This window comes from Halomonas sp. hl-4 (genome assembly GCF_900215475.1).
In the GTDB taxonomy this organism is placed as follows: domain Bacteria; phylum Pseudomonadota; class Gammaproteobacteria; order Pseudomonadales; family Halomonadaceae; genus Vreelandella.
Genome location: NZ_LT907845.1, coordinates 966246 through 987711 on the forward strand (window position 1 = coordinate 966246; position 21466 = coordinate 987711).

Here is a 21466-nt window from a genome sequence, read left to right on the forward strand (position 1 = left end):
CATCCTTATTCATAGCGCAGCACATCCGCAGGTTGGACACGAGCCGCGCGCCAAGCTGGGTATAACGTTGACAAGAAGGTCAACCCAAAGGCAGCCAGCACAATGTCGCGGACATCTTCAAAGTGTAAACGCGACGGCAAATCACTAATGAAATAGACCCCTGCGTCTAAGAACTTAATATTCATAAAGCCTTCAACCCAGCCGATCAGGTCTGAGATCGTCAGGGCCAGCAGCACACCCACCGCCACGCCAAAGGCAATGCCAATCAGGCCAATGGCTAAACCTTGCACGATAAAAATACCCATAATCGAACGTGGGGTGGCACCGATGGTTCGCAATATCGCGATGTCGGCACGCTTGTCAGTGACGACCATGACCAAGGTGGACACAATATTGAAGGCTGCTACGGCGATAATGACGGTCAACAACAGCGCGATCATGCGCTTTTCCATCTGAATCGCTTGGAAAAGGTTGCCCTGGGAGTATGTCCAATCACTGCCGCGATAGCCTGGCCCCAGTTCGTTGAGAATGTCTTGTGTCTCACTACCGGCGACAAACAAGTCATCCAACTCAAGGCGCAGCCCGCCAATGGCATCATTCAGACGCCCTAATTTCTGCATATCCTCAATATTAGCATAGGCTAAATTTGCGTCCAGCTCGGCACCTACGCTGAAGATACCGCTAACGGTAAAGCGCTTAAGGCGAGGAAACACGCCAGCGGGGGTAATAGAAGCCTCAGGAACAAGCAAGGTCACTTGATCGCCCACTTCGACGCCCAATCGTCGGGCCAGCATGGAGCCCAGCACCACGTTCCACTCACCGGGCACCAGGTCACTTAGCTCGCCCTGCTGCATGTGATCGCCAATAATCGACACCTTGTCTTCCCACTCAGGATCAATGCCGTTGACCATTGCCCCTTCGTTGCGTCCGCCAACCGAAAACATGCCCTGCTGTTCCACGTAAGGGGCTACCCCCTCAACACGGTCACGCTCCATGAGCTCTTCGGCTAGCGACTGCCACTCCACCATACCCTCTCGGGCTTCAATTTTGGCGTGCGGCACCATTCCCAATACGCGAGTACGTAGCTCGTGATCAAAACCGTTCATTACCGAAAGAACGAGAATAAGAACGGCCACCCCCAGCATCAATCCGAGCATAGAGGTCAGCGATATAAATGAAATAAAATGGTTTCGGCGTTTAGCGCGCACGTAGCGCAGCCCCACCAGAAAAGGCAAACGATCAAGCATGGCGTCATTCCTTATAAGTCAGCGCTCATGGTACGGTTTTTTTAGCATCCCTGCATGTGTAAACGGGCTTTAGAGACACATCAGTCGCCAGCGTTCCCTTGTCGTGATCAGGACTTGCAACTTTTGACTTGAGCCCCTACATTGCGCCGGTTCGGCAAGCGCTTAGCATGCCTCTTTTCATCTTCGCTGCGAGCGATTATACGTGACGACTTCGACCTATCGTTTATTACCCGAATGGCATCCCCAGGATGGCATTCAACTTACCTGGCCACGCCCGGATGGCGATTGGCAGGCGCTCTTGGAGTGCATTGAAGGCACGCTGGAGCGCATCGTCGTCGCCGTGACACGTTATCAGCGGGTAATCATCAGCGTGCCTGACGCTGCCATACGCGCACGTCTGACAGCAACATTCGATGCCTATGGGGTACCCGAAGGTCAGATACTGTTGCGCGTCGCGCCCACCAACGATACCTGGGCGCGCGATCACGGGCCGATTACCGTCGCCGATGAAGAGGGTAGATTGCAACTGCTGGATTACACTTTTACCGGCTGGGGCGGCAAATTTCCCGCCAACCAAGATAACCGGTTAACGCAGCGGCTTGCTGAGTCAGGCCTATGGAACTGCCCTGTCAGTACCCGCGATCTAGTGCTGGAGGGTGGCGCGATTGAGACAGATGGCGAAGGCACCTTGCTCACCACCGAAGCCTGCCTGCTTAACCCTAACCGCAATCCGCAGATGACGCGGCGCACCCTTGAAGCACAGCTGTATCAGGATATGGGCATTGACCGCGTATTATGGCTAACCCAGGGTTATTTAGAAGGTGACGATACTGACAGCCACATCGATACCCTAGCGCGATTTTGCAACCCCGGAACCATCGCTTATGTACGTTGTGACGACCCGACAGACCCTCACTTCGACGCCCTACAAGCGATGGAGCAGGAATTACAGGCGTTTCGCAAACGTAACGGCGAACCCTATCAGTTGGTCCCGCTACCCTGGCCAAATGCCTGCTATGCTCCAGACGATGGCCGACGACTGCCCGCCACATACGCCAATTTTTTGATTATTAATGGGGCTGTTCTGGTACCCACGTATGGGGATCCCGCCGATGTTATCGCGCTACAAGCCTTGGCGGCGGCCTTTCCTGAGCATACGCTTATTCCCATTGAGTGCAGTCACGTCATTCGTCAGCACGGCAGCCTGCATTGCTTAACCATGCAACTACCCCGCGGTACGCTTGCCGTTGCTCACCCGCCTGATATGGAGTCGTCATGCCAAGTCCTCTAACCGTTGGCGTCGTGCAACAACCTGCTTGGCCCGATAAGGCCAAAAGTTTAGCGGCCAGCGAAGCTGGCATTCGTGAGGCCGTTCAGCGCGGCGCGCAATTGGTCTTACTTCAGGAGCTTCATGCGACGCACTACTTTTGTCAGTATGAAGACCCTGCACTTTTTGATTTGGCAGAGCCACTAGACGGACCAACGGGACAACAGCTTGCCAAGCTGGCCCGTGAGCTGGACATTGTTCTGGTTGGCTCCCTATTTGAACGTCGTGCGCCTGGGCTTTACCACAATACCGCGGTGGTTTACGACCGAGCCCTAGGGCGGGTTGGCCACTACCGCAAAATGCACATTCCCGATGACCCCGGGTTTTACGAAAAATTTTACTTCACCCCAGGCGACCACGACACCGAGCGCGCCGAAGGTTTTACACCCATTGATACCTCCGTGGGCCGTTTGGGCGTATTGGTTTGCTGGGACCAATGGTACCCCGAAGCTGCGCGGCTAATGGCGCTTGCCGGGGCCGACTTACTCCTCTACCCCACGGCGATTGGCTGGGACCCCGGCGATGACGATGCCGAAAAAGCCCGCCAGCAGGACGCATGGACGCTCATTCAGCGCGCCCACGGCGTCGCCAACGGCTTACCCGTGATTGTCGCTAACCGCGTTGGGTTTGAGGCTGACCCTTCTGGCACCGGGGGTGGCATCCAGTTCTGGGGAGGCAGTTTTGTCTGCGGCCCACAAGGAGAACTGCTGGCCAGGGCAGGCGAAACGGCAGAGCAACTGATAGTGGAAATCGATATGGCGCGCAGCGAAAACACTCGGCGCATTTGGCCTTACCTGCGGGACCGGCGCATTGATGCCTACGGCGAATTAACACGCCGTTTCAGAGACTAGCGCTTTACAATGTCTCAACCAACGCAAAACGCCTGCCCGGCTCGCCGGGCAGGCGTTTTTCTATGCCCGCATTACTTCCAGAAATCGCGAATAGAGGCAATGCCCTGTGCGCCGACGGCGCGGGCATGGTTGGCGTCAAAACGGGTCATTCCACCAAGGGCAAACACCGGCATGCCAGCCCGCTCTACCCACTGCTGGAAATCATGCCAGCCCATGGGGGCTACTTCAGGGTGCGACGGCGTAGTACGCAATGGCGACAATGTCACAAAGTCACAGCCCAGAGTGGCGGCCTGCGCCAACTGCTTGGGATCATGGGTCGAAGCCGATAACCATTTGTGTTCTGCGATGGGACGACGCTCTAGCTGCATAAGTCGTTCGCTCGTTAAATGAATACCGTCGGCATCCACCTGGTCGAGTAACGACGGGTCGCCGTTGAGCAGTAACCGTGCACCGACCTCACGGCATAAGGTGAGCGCTCGTTCAGCCCGAGCCACATAGGCCTCGGGTGTTAGCTGCTTAGCACGCAGTTGGACTAAGCGGATGTGATCTTCTTCCAGCGCACGGGTTAACAAGGCCTCGAAACGGGCTTCATCGGCTTCTTCGCCGGTAATCAGGTATTCAGTCGGTAACATGACGGCGCGCAAAATAGGCAGATTGGCCGCCGGGAACGGATAATTGACCAGCTCTTCCATCGGCACCCAACGCACCGCCTGACCTTCACGACCAAACGGCTCGCCGGCAAAAGCATGCACCTGCCATACATCTAGCAATATGTGCTTGTCCGAGTACTCGTGATGCACCCGGATCAGCGGCTGTGCATTGACAATTTCGACACCCAGCTCTTCATGCAGCTCGCGTTTCAAACCTTCTAACCCGGTTTCATAGGGCGCCAGCTTACCGCCTGGAAACTCCCATAACCCACCGTGATCCACGTTTGATGGACGCCTGGCAATTAACACCTGCCGCTGGTCAGCGCTGATAATGGCCGCTGCCGCCACATGAACCCGTCGTTTAACCATGATATTCATTACGTCTTTATCCACTGTGTGCATACCCGCTAGGCAATTGGCGGTGTTATCTTGCTGCATTAACGCTAGCTTTGACGACGAGTGAGCGACAACGGCTCACATTCGCTAGCTACGATAATCGGCGTTGATCGATACATAGTCATGGGAGAGATCCGAGGTCCATACGGTGGCGTTTTCTTGTCCTCGACCCAAGCTGATGCGTATCGTTATCTCGTCTTCAGCCATCACTCTGCTGCCGGCTTCTTCCGTATACCCTTCAGCCCGTCCGCCGTTTTCCACCAGGCGCACGTCGCCTAACTCAACCGTCACCCTCTTTACATCAAACTCATCCACTGGTGCACGGCCAATCGCTGCCAAAATACGGCCCCAGTTAGCATCTGATGCATATAGCGCCGTCTTGACTAACGGGGAGTGAGCCACGGTAAAGGCGACATCGAGTGCCTCCTGGCGCGTATGGGCCTGATCAACCTGCAATGTGACAAACTTGGTCGCGCCTTCGCCATCGCGAATAATCGCCTGCGCCAGCTCCGTCATTACCCGCTGCAAGCCGTTGCGGAATATCTCAATGTGCGCTTCGCTTTCAATCCGCGCGCCCGTGCCGGTGGCTGCCAGCATACAAGCGTCATTGGTTGAGGTATCGCTGTCCACGGTAATACAGTTAAACGACCGGTCGACCGTTTCGCGCAGCAAGCGATCCAGCAATGCTTGCTCAACGCCAGCATCGGTCACCACAAAGCCCAACATGGTTGCCATGTTGGGCTTAATCATCCCCGATCCTTTGGCGATACCGTTGATGACGACCTCGCTGTCTCCCATCGTCAAGGTGACACTCGCCCCCTTGGGACGCGTGTCCGTCGTCAAAATACCTTCAGCCGCATGCTGCCAGGCTTGGCTATCAGCCGCCAGGTCTGCAAACGCCACCGGGATGCCGTCCAGCAATCGCGCCATGGGCATCGGCTCCCCAATCACGCCCGTTGAGAACGGCAGTACCGCTGCATCGTTGACACGCGCCTGCTGGGCAAGCGCCGCACAGCAGGTCAACGCATCACGATGACCTGCGTCTCCTGTCCCCGCATTGGCGTTGCCCGTATTGATCAACCAATAGCGAGGCACCTCGCCGTTTTTACCCGCAAGCTGCAAATGAGCCTTGGCCACCGTTACCGGGGCGGCACAAAAGGCGTTACGGGTAAACACTCCCGATACCGTTGACGCTTCGGGAAGTTCAAACACCACGACATCGCGACGGTTCGGCTTTTTAATCCCTGCCATTGCCGAGCCCAAACGCACCCCCTCAAGGGTTGGCATATGGGGAAAAGGCATCGTTCCTACCGCCATATGGCTCTCCTTTGGCGTGGTTCATAGCGCTTAGTTAAGTTTACCGCAGCACTGCTTATATTTTTTACCTGAGCCACACGTGCAGGGATCATTGCGCCCTACTTTGGGCCCTTCGCGGCGAACGGGGCGACCATCTGCGCCGGGAGCTTCTTGGGGAGTGTCGCTGTCATCGGTCCCCGGCGATTCTGGCTCATCATGCCGGCTATCAGCGGTGGCTTTTTCGCGTTCTAATGCCTCACGACGCCTTTTCTCAAGTGCTTCCACTTGTTCAGGCTGGCGCACCTGTACATGACTGAGAATCCGCGTTACGTCTGCCTTGATGTTAGTTAGCAACTGCTGGAAGAGTTCAAACGCTTCACGTTTGTATTCCTGCTTAGGATTTTTTTGCGCATAGCCACGGAGATGGATACCGCGGCGCAAATGATCCATAGACTGCAGGTGCTCTTTCCAACGAGTATCCAGCACTTGCAGCATAACCTGCTTTTCAAAGCGGCGAATCAGCGCTTCACCGGCGGCATCCACTTTAGCGGCATAGGCTTCACGGTGCATGGTGTGAAGGCGCTCGCGTAGCTTATCTTCATTAAAGCGCTGGTCCGCCTCGGCCCACTCCACCACCGGCGCATCCAAATTAAACTCCGTTTTTAGATGCGCTTCTAAGCCAGGCAGATCCCACTGCTCGGCGAGGCTTTGCGGCGGTACAAAATCGCTAATACTGTTATCCATGACTTCTTCATGGATGCCTGCAACAGCGTCTGCCACATCATCTGCCGCTAATACATCGTTGCGCTGTTGATAAATAACACGACGCTGATCGTTGGCCACATCATCATATTCGAGTAGCTGTTTACGAATATCGAAGTTGCGTCCCTCGACTTTCTTCTGTGCCCGCTCGACGGCATTGGAGACCATCTTGTGTTCAATGGCTTCGCCCCGCTCCAGCCCAAGCGCTTGCATCAGGCGCTTAACGCGCTCAGAACCGAATAGACGCATCAAGCTGTCTTCAAGGGATAAGAAGAAGCGGGTAGAGCCTGGATCCCCCTGGCGCCCAGCACGACCACGCAGCTGGTTATCAATCCGCCGTGATTCGTGGCGCTCGGAGCCAATTACATGCAAGCCACCAGCTTCCAATACGGCGTCGTGACGCTGCTGCCATTCGGCTTTCAGGGCATCAATTTGCGCTTGGCTGGGCTGTTGTAATTTAGCCACTTCGGCTTCCCAGTTACCGCCTAACACGATATCGGTACCGCGGCCCGCCATGTTGGTGGCGATGGTCACCGCCCCAGGACGCCCTGCCTGGGCAATGATTTCCGCCTCGCTTTGGTGCTGCTTGGCGTTGAGTACGTTAAACGCCAGATTGGCTTCACGCATTAGCCGCGCGATGTACTCCGAGGTTTCAATTGATGCCGTACCTACCAGCACAGGACGACCGGCCTCTGTCTGTTCTTTGACATCCTGGATGATGGCTTCGTACTTTTCCTCCGCACTAAGATAAACCAGATCATTGAGGTCTTTCCGCGTGAGCGGTCGATTGGTGGGGATCACCACGACGTCCAGCCCATAAATCTGGCGGAACTCGAAGGCCTCAGTATCGGCCGTCCCCGTCATCCCCGCGAGTTTTTCGTAGAGGCGGAAGTAGTTCTGAAACGTTGTTGAGGCTAAGGTCTGGCTCTCACGCTGCACCGTGACGCCTTCTTTGGCTTCGACGGCTTGGTGCAAGCCTTCGGACCAACGACGTCCGGGCATCGAACGGCCGGTATGTTCGTCAACGATCACCACCTGACCATCGGAGATCATATAGTCAACGTCAACGTGATAGAGGTGACGCGCACGCAACGCCGAATGCATATGCTGAAGCAAGTTCAGGTTCTGAGCGGCATAGAGGGAGTCATCTTCGCCCAGTAGCCCCTCCTCGCGCATTAGCGCCTCGACCTTGTTATGGCCCTGCTCGGTCAGCTCGACCTGTTTTTGCTTTTCTTCAAGCAAAAAGTCGCCGGTAACTGGTGCGTCCTCGTCTTCGGACACCTCGCCTTTTTCTAGTTGCCGCGATAAACGATCAACTACGTTGTAGAGGTCTGTGTTTTCGTCGACAGCACCAGAGATAATTAACGGCGTACGGGCTTCATCGATAAGGATCGAGTCCACCTCATCCACAATCGCATAGTGAAGGCCTCGCTGGACTTTATCTTCCAGTGAAAAAGCCATGTTATCGCGTAGATAATCGAAGCCAAATTCGTTATTGGTGCCGTAGGTAATATCGCAGTGATACGCATGGCGCTTTTCAGCGCTGGTTTGGCCTGCAAAAATAACCCCGACGGTAAGGCCCAGAAATTCATAAAGCGGGCGCATCCATTCAGCGTCACGACGCGCTAGATAGTCGTTCACCGTGACCACATGCACGCCTTTCGCCGGCAGCGCATTTAAGTAAACCGCCAGCGTGGCCACCAGGGTTTTACCTTCACCCGTTTTCATTTCGGCGATACGCCCACGGTGAAGAGTTATCCCACCCACCATCTGCACGTCAAAGTGGCGCATCCCCATAACACGCTTACTCGCCTCACGCACCACCGCAAAGGCCGTTGGCAGCAAACTGTCCAGGGATTCACCGTCGTCTAATCGCTGACGTAACTTAGCCGTTGTGGCTTGCAGGTCGGCATCGCTTAACGCCTCAAACTCACTTTCTAACGCATTAACATGCTGTACGCTTTTATGCATGCGCTTAACATCGCGGTCATTCTTAGAACCAACGACTTTACGTAATAAATTATTGATCATGTAGTTTCCAACTAGCAGCGAGCGCCCTTTGTCGGGGACACCCCGTTCCATAAAAGAAGAAGGTTGGCTGACTTATCAGCGGTAAAACGGGGGGTAGCACGGCGGGCCACGACGACTGAACACATCGTGTGCAGCAACGAGCACACTTACAAAACACCGAAATACCGCACGCTGCGGTGACAACAAGGTGAAGGGTTTTATCACGACCCACCAGCGTCGCAGAGCGCGCCGCCGGGTTGCCATTAAACGAGTTCGGGCACGCAATACGGAAGGCACCCAAAAACACGCCACTACACTACGCTCACCGCCCCTGAACGCTTCCACATAGGTCAGGTTAGTGGGTAATAGGCAGCCGACCAACAGACCCGCCAGCCACCAACGCGCTAAGCCATGACGGCGCTGACGCCGTGGCAATACCGAGGCAATGTTTAACGCTTGCGACATGCTGTGGACAAGCTCCTGAGCGTGTTAGGCTTTAATGGCCGGGCGATATACTGCATGCTGCCCGAGAGCACCCTTTATGGTGCACTAAGCGATACCTTAGGAATCAAGTGTATGAGTATAAAGGTTAAGCGATCTCAGGCACAGCCCATCGGCCGTCTGATGGGCAAGTCGGGCGATATCGGCAAGCTTATGCGTCTCTCGAAGCTGATCGATCAGGCGCAGCGGCACTTGCAGGCGCATCTTCCCGAGCCCATGCGCGAGCACATTTATGTTGGCGGGTTTCGCGATGGACGATTGACGCTAATCAGCGGACAAGCGCAATGGCTAACGTGGCTACGCTATGAACAAGCACGTCTGCTCAGCCTCATCCATCAACTACCCGGATTCGAAGGCGTTACCGGGTTTACCTTTAAAGTGCGGCCAATTAGAACTATCCAAGCCCCTTTACGCAATACACGCTCGCTGTCTTGTTCGGCGGGTAAAACTCTAGCTGACTGCGCCCAGGACACTAACCACCCCGCGCTCAGGCAAGCATTGGAACGACTGGCCTCGCACGCCCCTAGCTCTCACCATCCTAACGAGCGCAACGATGAATCGACCCACTAAGTATAATATTGACGCGCAAAGCAAAACGCACCGCCGAGGCGGTGCGTTTTCAAAGCTTAAGGCGTGCACAGGCGATTACGCCATAGCAGGTGCCGCGTAGGAAATCGGCGCAACCGCTTTTTCTTCTTCAAAGGTCACGATTTCAAACGCATCCGGCTGAGCCATCAACTCTCGACAAAGCTGGTTGTTCAATGCGTGTCCCGACTTAACGCCGCGGAACTCGCCAATCAGGCTATGGCCTAGCTGATACAGATCACCAATGGCATCCAACACCTTGTGCTTGACGAACTCGTCTTCGTAGCGCAGTCCGCCTTCATTGACGATCCGATAGTCATCGACAACGATCGCATTATCAAGACTGCCACCTAATGCTAAATTGTTGGAGCGCAGAAACTCCAGGTCACGCATAAAGCCAAATGTACGGGCACGAGAGACTTCTTTTACGAATGACGTAGTAGAGAAATCTATCTGCGCCTTTTGCTTCTGCTGGTCGAACACCGGGTGATCAAAATCGATGGTGAATGAGACCTTGAAGCCCTGATGAGGCAAGAAAGTCGCCTCTTTGTCATCTTCCGTTACGCTGATGGGTCGCTTGATGCGAATAAATTTCTTGGCCGCCTCCTGCTCCAGAATCCCCGCTGATTGAATCAGGAATACAAATGGGCTGGCGCTACCATCCATGATGGGAACTTCCGGCGCGCTAACATCAACGTAAGCATTATCGATCCCCAGCCCAGCAAAGGCCGACATTAGATGCTCAACTGTCGCCACCTTAACACCCTGATAGCTGAGCGCGGTGCATAGCTTGGTATCTTCAACCAACTCAGCTCGGGCAGGTACATGAACCACTGGGTCAAGATCCGTTCTGACAAACACAATCCCCGTATTGGCGGGTGCCGGACGCAAAGCCAAGTGAACTTTTTTTCCAGAGTGTAAGCCCACTCCGGTGGCGCGAATGACATTTTGTAGGGTGCGTTGTCTGATCATGGGCAGTGGTAGAACTCTAATAACGGGGAAACCGCAAGGGATGAAAGTTATCAAACAGTGTTCACTTTAACAGCAAACGAGGGTTTTAACCAATAAAACTCTCGTTTGCTGGAAGCATGAACCTAATCGCTTGTATCAATCCGCTTGGCGGCGAAGAAACGCAGGGATGTCTAAATAATCGTCAGCATCCGCAGCACGACGTTTTTCAGGGCGCGCAGGAGCACTCTCAGCGGCTTCGGCACGACTGGTCGCCTGCTGGCGCATTACCGTCGGCTGTTGCAGCTTGCGATAATCGGCAGAGGTTTCCGTCGCACGACGAGCCGGTTCACGGGCTGCCGCTTTCGGCTGCCCACCATCCAAACCTGCCGCAACGACCGTTACGCGCAACTCGTCGGACATTTCCATATCGATGGAAGTTCCCACCACAATCGTTGCTTCTTGAGAAGCAAACTCTTGTACGGTGGCGCCTACGTCGTTAAATTCGCCAATCGAGAGATCCGGGCCTGCCGTGATATTGACCAGGATGCCTCGCGCACCATGCAAGTCGATATCTTCCAGCAGCGGGCTGCGGATGGCTTTTTCAGCGGCTTCGCGGGCACGATTTTCGCCAGTGGCACCGCCCGTACCCATCATAGCCATACCCATTTCTGACATTACCGTGCGCACATCAGCAAAGTCGACGTTGATAATCCCAGGGCTAGTGATCAGCTCGGCGATACCCTGTACAGCGCCCAACAGGACATCGTTAGCCGCACTGAAAGCGGTCAACAAGGTCGCGTTTTTGCCCAATACCGAGAGTAACTTTTCATTGGGGATGGTAATCAACGAGTCAACGTGCTCAGAGAGCTCTTTCATGCCCTCTTCTGCCGCGCGCATCCGCTTAGGCCCTTCGAACGGGAAGGGACGCGTTACCACCGCGACCGTCAGAATACCCAGTTCCTTGGCCACCTGCGCGACCACGGGCGCACCGCCAGTGCCGGTGCCGCCGCCCATACCGGCGGTGATGAACACCATGTCAGCCCCGTTGAGAAGCTCGGCAATACGCTCCCGGTCTTCCATCGCAGCTTGACGGCCGACGTCGGGATTTGCACCCGCGCCCAGCCCTTTGGTGATCTCTCCCCCAAGCTGCAGGACCGTTTTAGCGGACACGCGTTTCAATGCCTGGGCATCGGTGTTGGCGCAGATGAACTCGACGCCTTCGATGTTGCTTTCGACCATGTGATTAACAGCGTTGCCGCCACCGCCGCCAACGCCAACCACTTTGATGACCGCACTGCTCGAGGGTGCGCTATCTACCAATTCGAACATAAGCCCCGTCTCCTGAACCGCGCTTGCGGCCCTGTCAGAAATTTCCTTTGAACCAGCCTTTGATTCTTGCCAGCGCTGCACTGCCATCCTTGACGTCACGCCGGGAGACGTCAGTACGCCCCTTGTGCACAGGGATGACTCCCCGTTGACTTTCTCGACCATGCCCATGGCGGGATTCCTGCAATGCATAATGCAGTAAACCAACGCCCGTTGCATAGATAGGATTGCGTACCACGTCTGACAACCCTTTTACATTTTGCGGACACGCAATGCGAACTGGCATGTGAAAAATCTCTTCTGCCAGTTCACTCACGCCTTCCATGCGTGACGTACCGCCAGTCAGCACCACACCCGCCGCGACCATATCCTCATAGCCGCTGCGCCGCAGCTCGTCTCTGACCAGCGTAAAAAGCTCTTCATAGCGTGGTTCGACTACTTCGGCCAAAGCTTGTCGGGAAAGATCCCGTGCTGGCCGGTCACCCACGCTAGGTACTTTGATCATTTCATCACTTGCCGCTAACTGCGTCAGCGCACAGGCATACTTTACTTTAATTTCTTCAGCGTGCTGAGTCGGCGTTCGCAGCGCCATGGCAATGTCGTTAGTGACTTGATCACCGGCGATAGGAATAACCGCTGTATGGCGAATAGCCCCTTCGGTAAAAATCGCCATGTCGGTGGTTCCCCCACCGATGTCGACCATACAAACACCGAGTTCACGCTCATCTTCAGTCAGCACTGCCATGCTGGACGCCAGCTGCTCAAGAATAATGGCATCCACATCAAGGCCGCAGCGACGCACACATTTTTCAATATTTTGCACCGCGTTAAGCGCGGCCGTCACCAAATGAACCTGGGCTTCAAGCCGGACCCCCGACATCCCCAAAGGTTCGCGAATACCACCCTGGGCGTCAATTGAGAACTCCTGGGGCAGAACATGCAGCACCCGCTGACCTTCAGAAACAGCGCGCGCTCGTGCTGAGTCAATCACACGATCAATATCAGAGGGGGTTACTTCGCGCTCTTTAATCGCCACCACCCCATCGGAGTTCATCGATTTAATATGGCTACCCGCCACACCGACATAGACCGAATGAATATCACACCCCGCCATCAATTCAGCTTCTTCTACTGCACGCTGAATTGACTGAACGGTGGATTCAATATTAATCACCACGCCGCGTTTCATGCCCCGCGAGGGATGCGAGCCAATACCTGCAATTTCAATCCCGCCATCGTCAGTTGGCTGACCGACTATCGCGACGACCTTGGACGTTCCAATGTCCAGCCCGACCACCATGTTGGATGCGTTGGGTGAGCCTGCCATGAGTCGGGAAATCTCCTTGTCGTCTTAAATAAAAACAATTAACGCTCAATGCTACTTGGGCACTAGTTAATAAGAGTGCCAACTTTCGCCTTTGTGACGCTTGGCAATGAGCCAACTTAATCAATGGGATTAACATTTATAAATCCCAATTGGCACATAGTATAGAAACAATTGGCACAATACGACTAGTCAAATATCACAATAGTCGCGATAAAAGCGAAATAAAACCCCAAGCGCGCAGTTTTCACCGACAGCGACTGCTTACTTTACACCTTTAAACACCCTTTCATCCCCTGGTTACTCTTCTTGCACATCAAATTCACTTTCGCCATGCCAAGCTACCGCCACTCCATTGGGATAGCGTAAATCGATATAACGGATTCGTTCGCTTAAACGACTCAATTCGCGCTGCCAGGAAGCACTTAAACGCGCCAGTCGTACTTCATGTTGACGACGCCCCAACATAACCCAAGCGCTATCATTTAACTGTAAGCGCCAAGCACCACGAGGCTCTAAGCGTAGTTGTGTTAAACGTAAATCTAGTCGTGCAAAATGCGGCGTTAATTGATGATAGTAATTTAGCACTTCTTCACTGCTACCCGCTGGCCCTGCCATATCGGGCAATCCTTGAGGCACCCCTAATGGGGCGAACGCAAATGCTTCCCCCTCTTCATTAAGCAAAAAATCGTCATTCCAGCGGGCTACCGGGGTTTGTTCGACCAATTCAAATACCAGCGTGTTAGGCCACTCACGCGTAATGCGTACTTCATGTAACCAGCCAATGCGTAAAGCCTGTCGCCTTATTGCACTCAGATCAGCGGATAGCCACTGACGATCCTCAACGACCGGCGCCAACTGGGTGCGCAAGTAGTCAGCGTCAACATACTGCCAGTCGCCTCGTATAGATACACGCTCAATGGGGCGATCAAGCCACAGCCAAAGCGCCTGCCCCCCCGCTACTAACAGAAGGCCCAACATCAAACCACCCAACCAGGCCTGGCGTTTTTTCATGAGGCACTCTGCTGACCGGCCGTTTTTAATATACGCATGACGAGCTGGTCAAAATCGATACCTGCATATGCCGCTGACTGAGGCACAAGGCTGTGGTCGGTCATGCCCGGCACGGTGTTGACTTCCAGCAGCCAAAAACGCCCCTCATTGTCGTGCATCACATCAACACGCCCCCAGCCCTGCCCACCCACGGCGGCAAAGGCTTGTTGGCAAAGCGTTGCTAGGGCAGCTTCATCATCTTGGCTAAGGCCGCACGGCAAATGGTACTGTGTCGTGTCAGTTAAATACTTGGCTTCATAGTCGTAAAACCCACCTGGGACTTCAACACGAATGGCGGGAAGCACCTGATCGGCCAGCAAACTCACGGTGTATTCGTCACCTTGAATAAATCGCTCCGCCATGACCCGCGCATCGAAACGTGCCGCGTCGTGGTATGCCGCTTCAAGGGCAGCTTGGTCGTCAACGATACTGATGCCTAGCGTCGACCCTTCATGAACAGGTTTAACAATCAATGGCAAACCAAGCTGGGCCACAACTCCCGCCCAATCAGCATGGGCATGCAGCATAATGCTCTCAGGCGTTGGCAATGCAAGGGCATGCCATACTTGCTTGGTACGTTGCTTATCCATGCCTAATGCTGATGCCAATACGCCACTGCCCGTGTAAGGAATGCCCAGCAGCTCAAGCGCGCCTTGCAAGGTGCCATCCTCACCACCACGGCCGTGCAACGCCACAAAAACAGCCGTCGGTGCCAGCTTTTCAAGGCCAGCCAGCCCGCCTTCGCGAAGGTCGTAGCCCTGTACGTTCACGCCCTGCCGCTCGAGGGCCGCGAGAATAGCAGCACCACTTTTTAAAGATACATCGCGCTCGGCAGACTGGCCGCCATACACTACGACGACTCGCTCTAGCGACAAGGGTTGAGAGTTAACTTCGCTCACAGCTCTACCTCATTTAACGCCATCTTTGCTTGCGCTAAGCGCAGCGAGATACCACCTACATCACCCGCGCCCTGGGTAATCAAAATGTCGCCGGGGCGAAGCACGTTGCTTAATAGACTGGGCAATTCGTGTTTATGCTCAACAAACAGCGGGTCGACTTCCCCCCGCTGGCGAATGGAGCCCGCCAAGGTACGCCCTTCTGCGCCGGGAATAACCGCTTCGCCAGCACTGTAAACATCCAACAGCACAAGCGTGTCCACCTGAGATAGTACACGCACAAAATCTTCGTATAAATCACGGGTACGGCTGTAGCGATGGGGCTGATAGAGCATAACAAGACGTCGATCCGGCCAACCTGCGCGGACCGCCTGAATCACCATATCGACTTCCCGCGGATGGTGACCATAGTCGTCGACCAGCATAACCTCTCCACCGGTCGGAGAGGGGTAATGTCCATGCACTTGAAAGCGTCGCCCGACCCCGGCGAAACCTGCCAAACCGCGCATGATAGCCGTATCGCTAACCCCTGCATCGGTGGCCACGACAATCGCCGCCATGGCGTTTAGTGCATTGTGACGCCCTGGCATCGCCAGACGAATGGGTAGAGGCTCAGCTCCCGCTGGACGCAACGCAGTGAAAGAAACTTCGCCGCCATGCTGGGCAAAATCAACAATCCGATAGTCGGCATCCGCATCAAACCCATAGGTGACAAACTGACGTTTTACCTGGTCACTCAGCTCGCGCACATTGGCGTCATCAATACAAAGCACTGCTAGCCCATAGAAAGGCAGGTTATGTAGAAACTCGACAAAGGTGCTTTTAAGGCGGGAAAAATCACCGCCGTAAGTCGCCATGTGGTCTGCGTCAATGTTGGTGACAATAGAGACTAGCGGCTGGAGATGCAGAAAAGACGCATCCGACTCATCGGCCTCGGCCACTAAGTAATCGCCCTCGCCTAACCGCGCGTTAGTACCCGCACTGGTCAACTTACCACCGATAACAAACGTTGGATCAAGGCCACCCTCAGCCAATAGCGTCGCCGTCAAACTCGTCGTTGTGGTTTTGCCATGGGTGCCGGCTACCGCGATACCGTGGCGAAACCGCATCAACTCAGCGAGCATTTCGGCGCGACGAACCACGGGCACCCGATGCTCGTGGGCCCAGCGAATTTCGGGGTTGGTAGGATCAATGGCGGTCGACACCACTACCACATCAGCCCCCGCCACGTGCTCTTCAGCATGGCCAATCGCTATACTCACGCCGCAATGGGTCAAACGCTCGGTGACCGTAGACGGTTTCAAATCACTGCCGCTAACAGCATATCCTTGATTCGCCAACACCTCTGCGATGCCGCACATGCCTGCCCCGCCAATGCCGACAAAATGAATACGGCGAATGCGGCGCATTCCTGGGCCGCCAGTTGTGGCCGGCGAGGCCGCAGCCTTGGTTACAGAATCGGTCACGCAGTATCTCCTTGCGGTATCACAGCCAAACACCCAGCGACCAGCCGTTGCGTCGCCTCTAAGTGCGCGGCTTGGCGGGCGTTAGCGGCCATTGTCGCCAAGGTGTCGGGCGTTAATAGGTTTGCCAGTTCATGGCTTAGGCGCTCGTCAGTCAGTTCAGACTGAACAATGCATAGTGCTGCCTGCGCATCGACAAGCACCTGTGCATTGATCCGCTGATGATCGTCAACGGCAAAGGGAAAAGGCACCAACAGCGCTGGCTTTGCCGCTGCTGCCAGCTCGGCAACGGTCAACGCTCCGGCACGGCAGACGACTAAATCCGCCCAGTCGTAAGCGGCCGCCATATCGTCGATAAAAGGCTCAACGCGTGCCTCTATGCCATGCTTCGCATAAAGCGCTGCAGTATCGCTATCGCGTGCTTTTCCGGCTTGATGCCACACGTCTGGACGCTGAGACAACGGCAGTTTGGCTATCGCTGGAGCCAGACGCTCGTTAAGTGCAACCGCACCCAGCGACCCACCTACGACTAACAACCTGAGACAACGCGCCGACATGGCAGCCTCATCCCGCGGTGTATCGCCCAAAGTGGCGATATCGTCGCGCACCGGATTACCAATCACTTCCGCCCGCTGGCTAAATGCCTGCGGAAAGGCGGCATAGGTTTTCGTCGCCAAGCGTGATAGTACCCGATTGGTCAATCCCGCCACGGCGTTTTGCTCATGAATGACCAGCGGAATAGCTAATGTTTTAGCCGCCAGGCCGCCAGGGCCACTGGCAAAGCCCCCCAGTCCAACCACAACCTGGGGGTTGAAAGTCGCAATAATGCGACGTGACTGGAGCACCGCACGACTCAAATTTAATGGCGCTTTCAGCCAGCCCGCCACGCCGTTGCCGCGGAGCCCTGAAATGGCAATGGTATGCAAGCGGATACCCGCTTCGGGAACCAGTCGATTTTCAATACCTTTCGGACTGCCCAGCCACTCAACTTCAATGCCCTGAACCATCAAGGCGCGCGCCAATGATAAGGCAGGTATCACGTGGCCACCGGTCCCTCCCGCCATGATCATTACGCGGCGCGTTGACTGTGTCACATGCAACTCCTTAACCTTAAACTATGAAAGACGTGGCTCGCGACGCGGTCTATAGGGCGTCGAGGCACGCTTGGGATAACGACGCGTTTCAGCATCAGTGCGTAACAACAGCCCGATCATCACGCCCGTCACCAGTAAGCTGGAACCACCGTAGCTCATAAGCGGCAGTGTCAGCCCCTTGGTAGGCAGCAACCCCGAACTGACCGCCATATTGATAAATGCCTGAGCAGCAATAATAAAGCCGATGCCATAGCTGACGTAAGCACCAAATAAATGGCCTGAAAGCTCAGCTCGACGCCCTACCCACATGGCACGAGCAATCAACAGCGTAAATAGCACCACTACCGTAATGGCACCCAGCATCCCCAACTCTTCAGCAACAACCGCAAAAATAAAGTCGGTGTGTGACTCAGGTAGGTAATGCAGCTTCTGCACACTGTTACCGAGCCCGGTCCCAGTAACGTGGCCACGACCAAAGGCAATCAATGCCTGGGTCAACTGATAACCGGTCGCGAACTGATCGGCCCAAGGGTCTAGAAAACTGGTCCAGCGAGCCAAACGGTAGGGTTCCAGCGCCACCATCATCACGGCACCCGTTGCTAACAGGCTGCCACTGCCGATCAACAGCGTTAGCGAGGCACCCGCCATCATCAGCATGCCAATGACACACACGGTAAACACCACCATGCCGCCAAAGTCTGGGGCTAAAAATAATAGCCCCGCCGGCACGGCCAATACGGCCAACGGCCGCCACATACTAAATGGCTTGCGCCGAAGATCATAAGTAAAGCGTGACATAAAGGCTGCCATGTAGAGAATCAAGCCAACCTTGGCAAACTCAGACACTTGCAGGCTGGGAAGCGGCCCCGGCAGCGCTATCCAGCGTTTACTGCCATTAATCTCCTGGCCAATGAAAAGCACCAGCGTTAAGAGTGCGATACTGACTAGCAGGATCAGGCCAGCATTTTGTCGCCACACCTCGAGCGGCACGCATAGCATCAAAACGCAGATCGAGACGGCAAAAACAAGAAAAATGCCGTGCTGCCGCGCATAATGATAACTGTCATCCAATAATCCGATTGAGGCGGAACTTACCATCACCCACCCAAACCCGGCTAAGACCACAGCGATCACAATTAACCAAACATCGCAGGGCATCCCCTGGGTGGACAATGCTTGGCGCAGATCTTGTAGTCGCTTCATGGGGTTGCCTCGCTTTGCTGTGCTTTTTGGGTCACCCAATCACGAAATACATCACCCCTTGCCTGATAATTAGCGAATTGATCCAGGCTAGCGCAGGCGGGGGACAACAGTACGCAATCGCCCGGTTGGGCGAGCGCATACGCCTCTTCCATTGCGTGCGCTAAATCTGGCACCAAGCGGGTCTCGACGTGGCCAGCTAAAGCGTCTTCAAGGCGCAGCGCATCCTGCCCAAAAAGCACAACGCAGCGTGCGGCCCGGCGTAATGGCTCCGCCAAAGGAGCAAAATCGGCCCCTTTGCCCACCCCACCGGCCAGCAATATCAACTGACCTGTCAAACCAGCGCCAATGCCTTCAATAGCGGCGAGAGTAGCGCCCACATTGGTACCCTTAGTGTCATTCACCCACTTCACTCCGTTGAGTTCGGCGATGAATTCGCTGCGGTGAGGCAGACCTTTGAATGCCTTAAGGGCCTCGCACATGGCGGCCGGGTCAAAACCTAACGCATCCCCCATGGCCAGAGCGGCCAGCCCATTAACGTAATGATGCCGTCCCACCATGGCCAGCTGGTCGGCATCAAGCCAGGGGGTCGCCCCTTGCATCAGCATCAAACGTCCCTGCTGGTATGCCAATCCCCAGTCGTTCCCGCTTGGGGGCTGATGACCAAAGCGGGTCAGCTTGGCAGGCGGATGACTGGGGAAGGTCATTGGATCGTCGGCATTCACGATAGCGTGTTGCGCACCGCGGAAAATTCCTTGCTTGGCTTTGCGATAGCCCTGCATATCGCCATGCCGGTCTAGGTGGTCTTCAGATAAATTTAAAAACGCCGCCACCTTCGCTCCAAGGCAGGGCGTTGTTTCAAGCTGAAAACTGGAAAGTTCTAGGATGAATAACTCGGCGTCAGGCTGTTGCGCCAACAGGTCCAACGCGGCGGTGCCGAGATTACCGCCGACGGCGGCGTTGACGCCCGACGCCTGAGCCATCTTGCCGAGCAGGGTCGTCACGCTTGATTTGGCATTTGAGCCGGTGATGGCAGCAATGGGTGCACGTGTTGCGCGCGTAAACAGGGCCATTTCACCTACCAAGCGGGGGTCGCCTGTGCACGGGTTTAGGTGTCCCGCGAGCGGCGCCAATACCGGATGGTGTGGGTCAACGCCGGGGCTAATCACCACCTCTTCCGCTGCCTCAAGGTTCAACACCTCAAGGGGCCCACAATGCACGACCACCTCAGGATGCGCGTCGCGGAACGCTGCAAGCCCAGGCGGTTCCTCGCGGGTGTCGGCCACCATAAAAGGCACGACCAGTCGCGCCAGGTGGCGGCATATCGCCCGCCCTGAGACCCCCAGCCCCACTACTAACGTCATTCCTGGTGGAACACGAACCATCCCGGCTCCCTCAAGCCAAGCCGACAATGGCTCAGCCGTGTTAAAAATGAAAAATAAAAGGTTTAACGAACTTTTAGTGTTGCCAGTCCCAACAACACCAGCACAACGGTAATAATCCAGAAGCGCACAATAACACGCGGTTCTGGCCAACCTTTCAATTCATAGTGGTGATGCAAAGGAGCCATACGGAAGATACGTCGCCCCGTTAGCTTGTAAGAACCAACTTGTAAAATGACCGAAACGGTCTCCAGCACGAAAATACCGCCCATGATAAACAATACAATTTCCTGCCGGACGATAACGGCAACCACACCTAATGCAGCGCCTAGAGCAAGCGCTCCCACGTCGCCCATAAACACTTGCGCAGGGTAGGTGTTGAACCATAAAAAGCCCAGCCCAGCCCCGGCAATGGTGGCGCAGAAAACCGCCAGCTCACCGGTGCCCGCAATAAACGGAATATGCAGATAATTGGCAAACAAGGTGTTGCCACTAACATAGGCAAACACAGCCAGTCCCATCGCCACCAGCACGGTTGGCATGATGGCCAACCCATCGAGGCCGTCAGTTAGGTTGACCGCATTGGAGCTCCCCACAATCACCAAGTAGGTTAACAAGATGTAAAAAACGCCCAGCGGTATTGCCACGTCTTTTAACGTAGGTATTAACAAGCTGGTTTCCAGTGCAGAGGCCGCAGTGAAATATAGAATTAACGCCGCGCTCAAACCCACCACCGATTGCCAAAAATATTTCCAGCGTGCGGGCAGTCCTCTGGGATTTTTCTCAACCACTTTGCGGTAATCGTCAACCCAGCCAATAGCGCCAAAACCCAGCGTGACGCCCAGTACGACCCAAACATAGTGATTGGTCAGGTCGCCCCACACCAAGGTACTGATCGCCATGGCCATCAAAATCATCGCACCGCCCATGGTCGGCGTGCCGGCTTTGGAAAGATGTGACTGCGGCCCGTCATCACGAACAGCTTGACCGATTTGGCCTTCGACCAAGCGCTTTATTACCCACGGCCCCAACCATAAGCACAAAAATAACGCCGTTAGAGCAGCTAAAATCACCCGCAGCGTTAAATAATTGAAAACCTGAAAGACAGATTGATACTGCGCCAGAAAATTCGCCAAGTGAAGTAACATGAAC

The 21466-nt window shown here is 55.0% G+C and carries 18 protein-coding genes; 3 read left to right on the plus strand and 15 right to left on the minus strand.

Translation table 11 applies throughout. From position 1 onward, the window contains the following. Nucleotides 1-5: 5 nt before the first annotated feature. Nucleotides 6-1247 (minus strand): lipoprotein-releasing ABC transporter permease subunit, encoded by a 1242-nt coding sequence (locus CPH17_RS04765; RefSeq protein ID WP_074396708.1) that lies wholly within the window; start codon nucleotides 1245-1247, stop codon nucleotides 6-8. Nucleotides 1248-1449: 202 nt separating this feature from the next. On the opposite strand from CPH17_RS04765, the gene CPH17_RS04770 reads away from it, so the two are divergent. Both CPH17_RS04770 and CPH17_RS04775 read left to right on the plus strand, forming a co-directional pair. Continuing rightward, nucleotides 1450-2538: an agmatine deiminase family protein gene (locus CPH17_RS04770; protein ID WP_074396709.1), complete on the plus strand. Its 1089-nt coding sequence runs from the start codon at nucleotides 1450-1452 to the stop codon at nucleotides 2536-2538. After that, a complete protein-coding gene (locus CPH17_RS04775) occupies nucleotides 2523-3425 on the plus strand; it encodes a carbon-nitrogen hydrolase (protein WP_074396710.1) in 903 nt (300 codons plus the stop codon). The genes CPH17_RS04770 and CPH17_RS04775 overlap by 16 nt, the downstream gene beginning before the upstream one ends. 71 nt (nucleotides 3426-3496) lie before the next feature. On the opposite strand, the gene CPH17_RS04780 is transcribed toward CPH17_RS04775, so the two are convergent. The 4 genes from CPH17_RS04780 to CPH17_RS04795 form a co-directional block, all read right to left on the minus strand. Then, entirely contained in the window at nucleotides 3497-4453 is a 957-nt protein-coding gene (locus tag CPH17_RS04780; protein WP_231896554.1) for a Nudix family hydrolase, read from the minus strand. A 105-nt stretch (nucleotides 4454-4558) separates the two neighbouring features. Further along, the gene (gene argJ / locus CPH17_RS04785; protein ID WP_096298397.1) at nucleotides 4559-5788 is read right to left on the minus strand and encodes a bifunctional glutamate N-acetyltransferase/amino-acid acetyltransferase ArgJ; all 1230 of its coding nucleotides are present in this window, start codon (nucleotides 5786-5788) and stop codon (nucleotides 4559-4561) included. A gap of 30 nt (nucleotides 5789-5818) precedes the next feature. Then, nucleotides 5819-8560 (minus strand): preprotein translocase subunit SecA, encoded by a 2742-nt coding sequence (secA, locus tag CPH17_RS04790; RefSeq protein WP_096298400.1) that lies wholly within the window; start codon nucleotides 8558-8560, stop codon nucleotides 5819-5821. Nucleotides 8561-8635: 75 nt separating this feature from the next. Then, entirely contained in the window at nucleotides 8636-9004 is a 369-nt protein-coding gene (locus CPH17_RS04795; protein ID WP_074396713.1) for a hypothetical protein, read from the minus strand. Between the two features lie 111 nt (nucleotides 9005-9115). Between CPH17_RS04795 and CPH17_RS04800 the strand changes: the two genes are divergently transcribed. Further along, nucleotides 9116-9610, plus strand: coding sequence for a DUF721 domain-containing protein (locus CPH17_RS04800; protein ID WP_074396714.1), 495 nt, complete (start codon nucleotides 9116-9118; stop codon nucleotides 9608-9610). A 75-nt stretch (nucleotides 9611-9685) separates the two neighbouring features. Here CPH17_RS04800 and lpxC read toward each other — a convergent pair whose 3' ends face one another. The 10 genes from lpxC to mraY all read right to left on the minus strand — a co-directional run bounded on the left by lpxC (nucleotide 9686) and on the right by mraY (nucleotide 21462). Beyond that, complete coding sequence (gene lpxC / locus CPH17_RS04805; protein WP_074396715.1) at nucleotides 9686-10597, minus strand: UDP-3-O-acyl-N-acetylglucosamine deacetylase; 912 nt, start codon at nucleotides 10595-10597, stop codon at nucleotides 9686-9688. Between the two features lie 135 nt (nucleotides 10598-10732). Further along, complete coding sequence (gene ftsZ, locus CPH17_RS04810; protein ID WP_074396716.1) at nucleotides 10733-11905, minus strand: cell division protein FtsZ; 1173 nt, start codon at nucleotides 11903-11905, stop codon at nucleotides 10733-10735. Between the two features lie 34 nt (nucleotides 11906-11939). Continuing rightward, a complete protein-coding gene (gene ftsA / locus CPH17_RS04815) occupies nucleotides 11940-13229 on the minus strand; it encodes a cell division protein FtsA (RefSeq protein ID WP_074396717.1) in 1290 nt (429 codons plus the stop codon). 297 nt (nucleotides 13230-13526) lie between these two features. Next, nucleotides 13527-14240 carry a cell division protein FtsQ/DivIB gene (locus CPH17_RS04820; RefSeq protein WP_074396718.1) on the minus strand — a complete coding sequence of 238 codons (714 nt, stop codon included), beginning with the start codon at nucleotides 14238-14240 and terminating at the stop codon, nucleotides 13527-13529. Next, nucleotides 14237-15178, minus strand: coding sequence for a D-alanine--D-alanine ligase (locus CPH17_RS04825; RefSeq protein WP_096298402.1), 942 nt, complete (start codon nucleotides 15176-15178; stop codon nucleotides 14237-14239). Before CPH17_RS04825 ends, CPH17_RS04820 begins: the two co-directional genes overlap by 4 nt. After that, entirely contained in the window at nucleotides 15175-16584 is a 1410-nt protein-coding gene (gene murC / locus CPH17_RS04830) for a UDP-N-acetylmuramate--L-alanine ligase (protein WP_074398512.1), read from the minus strand. The genes CPH17_RS04825 and murC overlap by 4 nt, the downstream gene beginning before the upstream one ends. Nucleotides 16585-16637: 53 nt before the next feature. Then, complete coding sequence (gene murG, locus CPH17_RS04835; protein ID WP_231896555.1) at nucleotides 16638-17702, minus strand: undecaprenyldiphospho-muramoylpentapeptide beta-N-acetylglucosaminyltransferase; 1065 nt, start codon at nucleotides 17700-17702, stop codon at nucleotides 16638-16640. A gap of 51 nt (nucleotides 17703-17753) precedes the next feature. Further along, entirely contained in the window at nucleotides 17754-18935 is a 1182-nt protein-coding gene (gene ftsW / locus CPH17_RS04840) for a putative lipid II flippase FtsW (RefSeq protein WP_074396721.1), read from the minus strand. Further along, nucleotides 18932-20317, minus strand: a complete 1386-nt coding sequence (murD, locus tag CPH17_RS04845; RefSeq protein ID WP_096298404.1) for a UDP-N-acetylmuramoyl-L-alanine--D-glutamate ligase — start codon at nucleotides 20315-20317, stop codon at nucleotides 18932-18934. The genes ftsW and murD overlap by 4 nt, the downstream gene beginning before the upstream one ends. Before the next feature lie 62 nt (nucleotides 20318-20379). Beyond that, nucleotides 20380-21462 (minus strand): phospho-N-acetylmuramoyl-pentapeptide-transferase, encoded by a 1083-nt coding sequence (mraY, locus tag CPH17_RS04850; protein WP_096298406.1) that lies wholly within the window; start codon nucleotides 21460-21462, stop codon nucleotides 20380-20382. Between the last annotated feature and the right edge of the window lie 4 nt (nucleotides 21463-21466).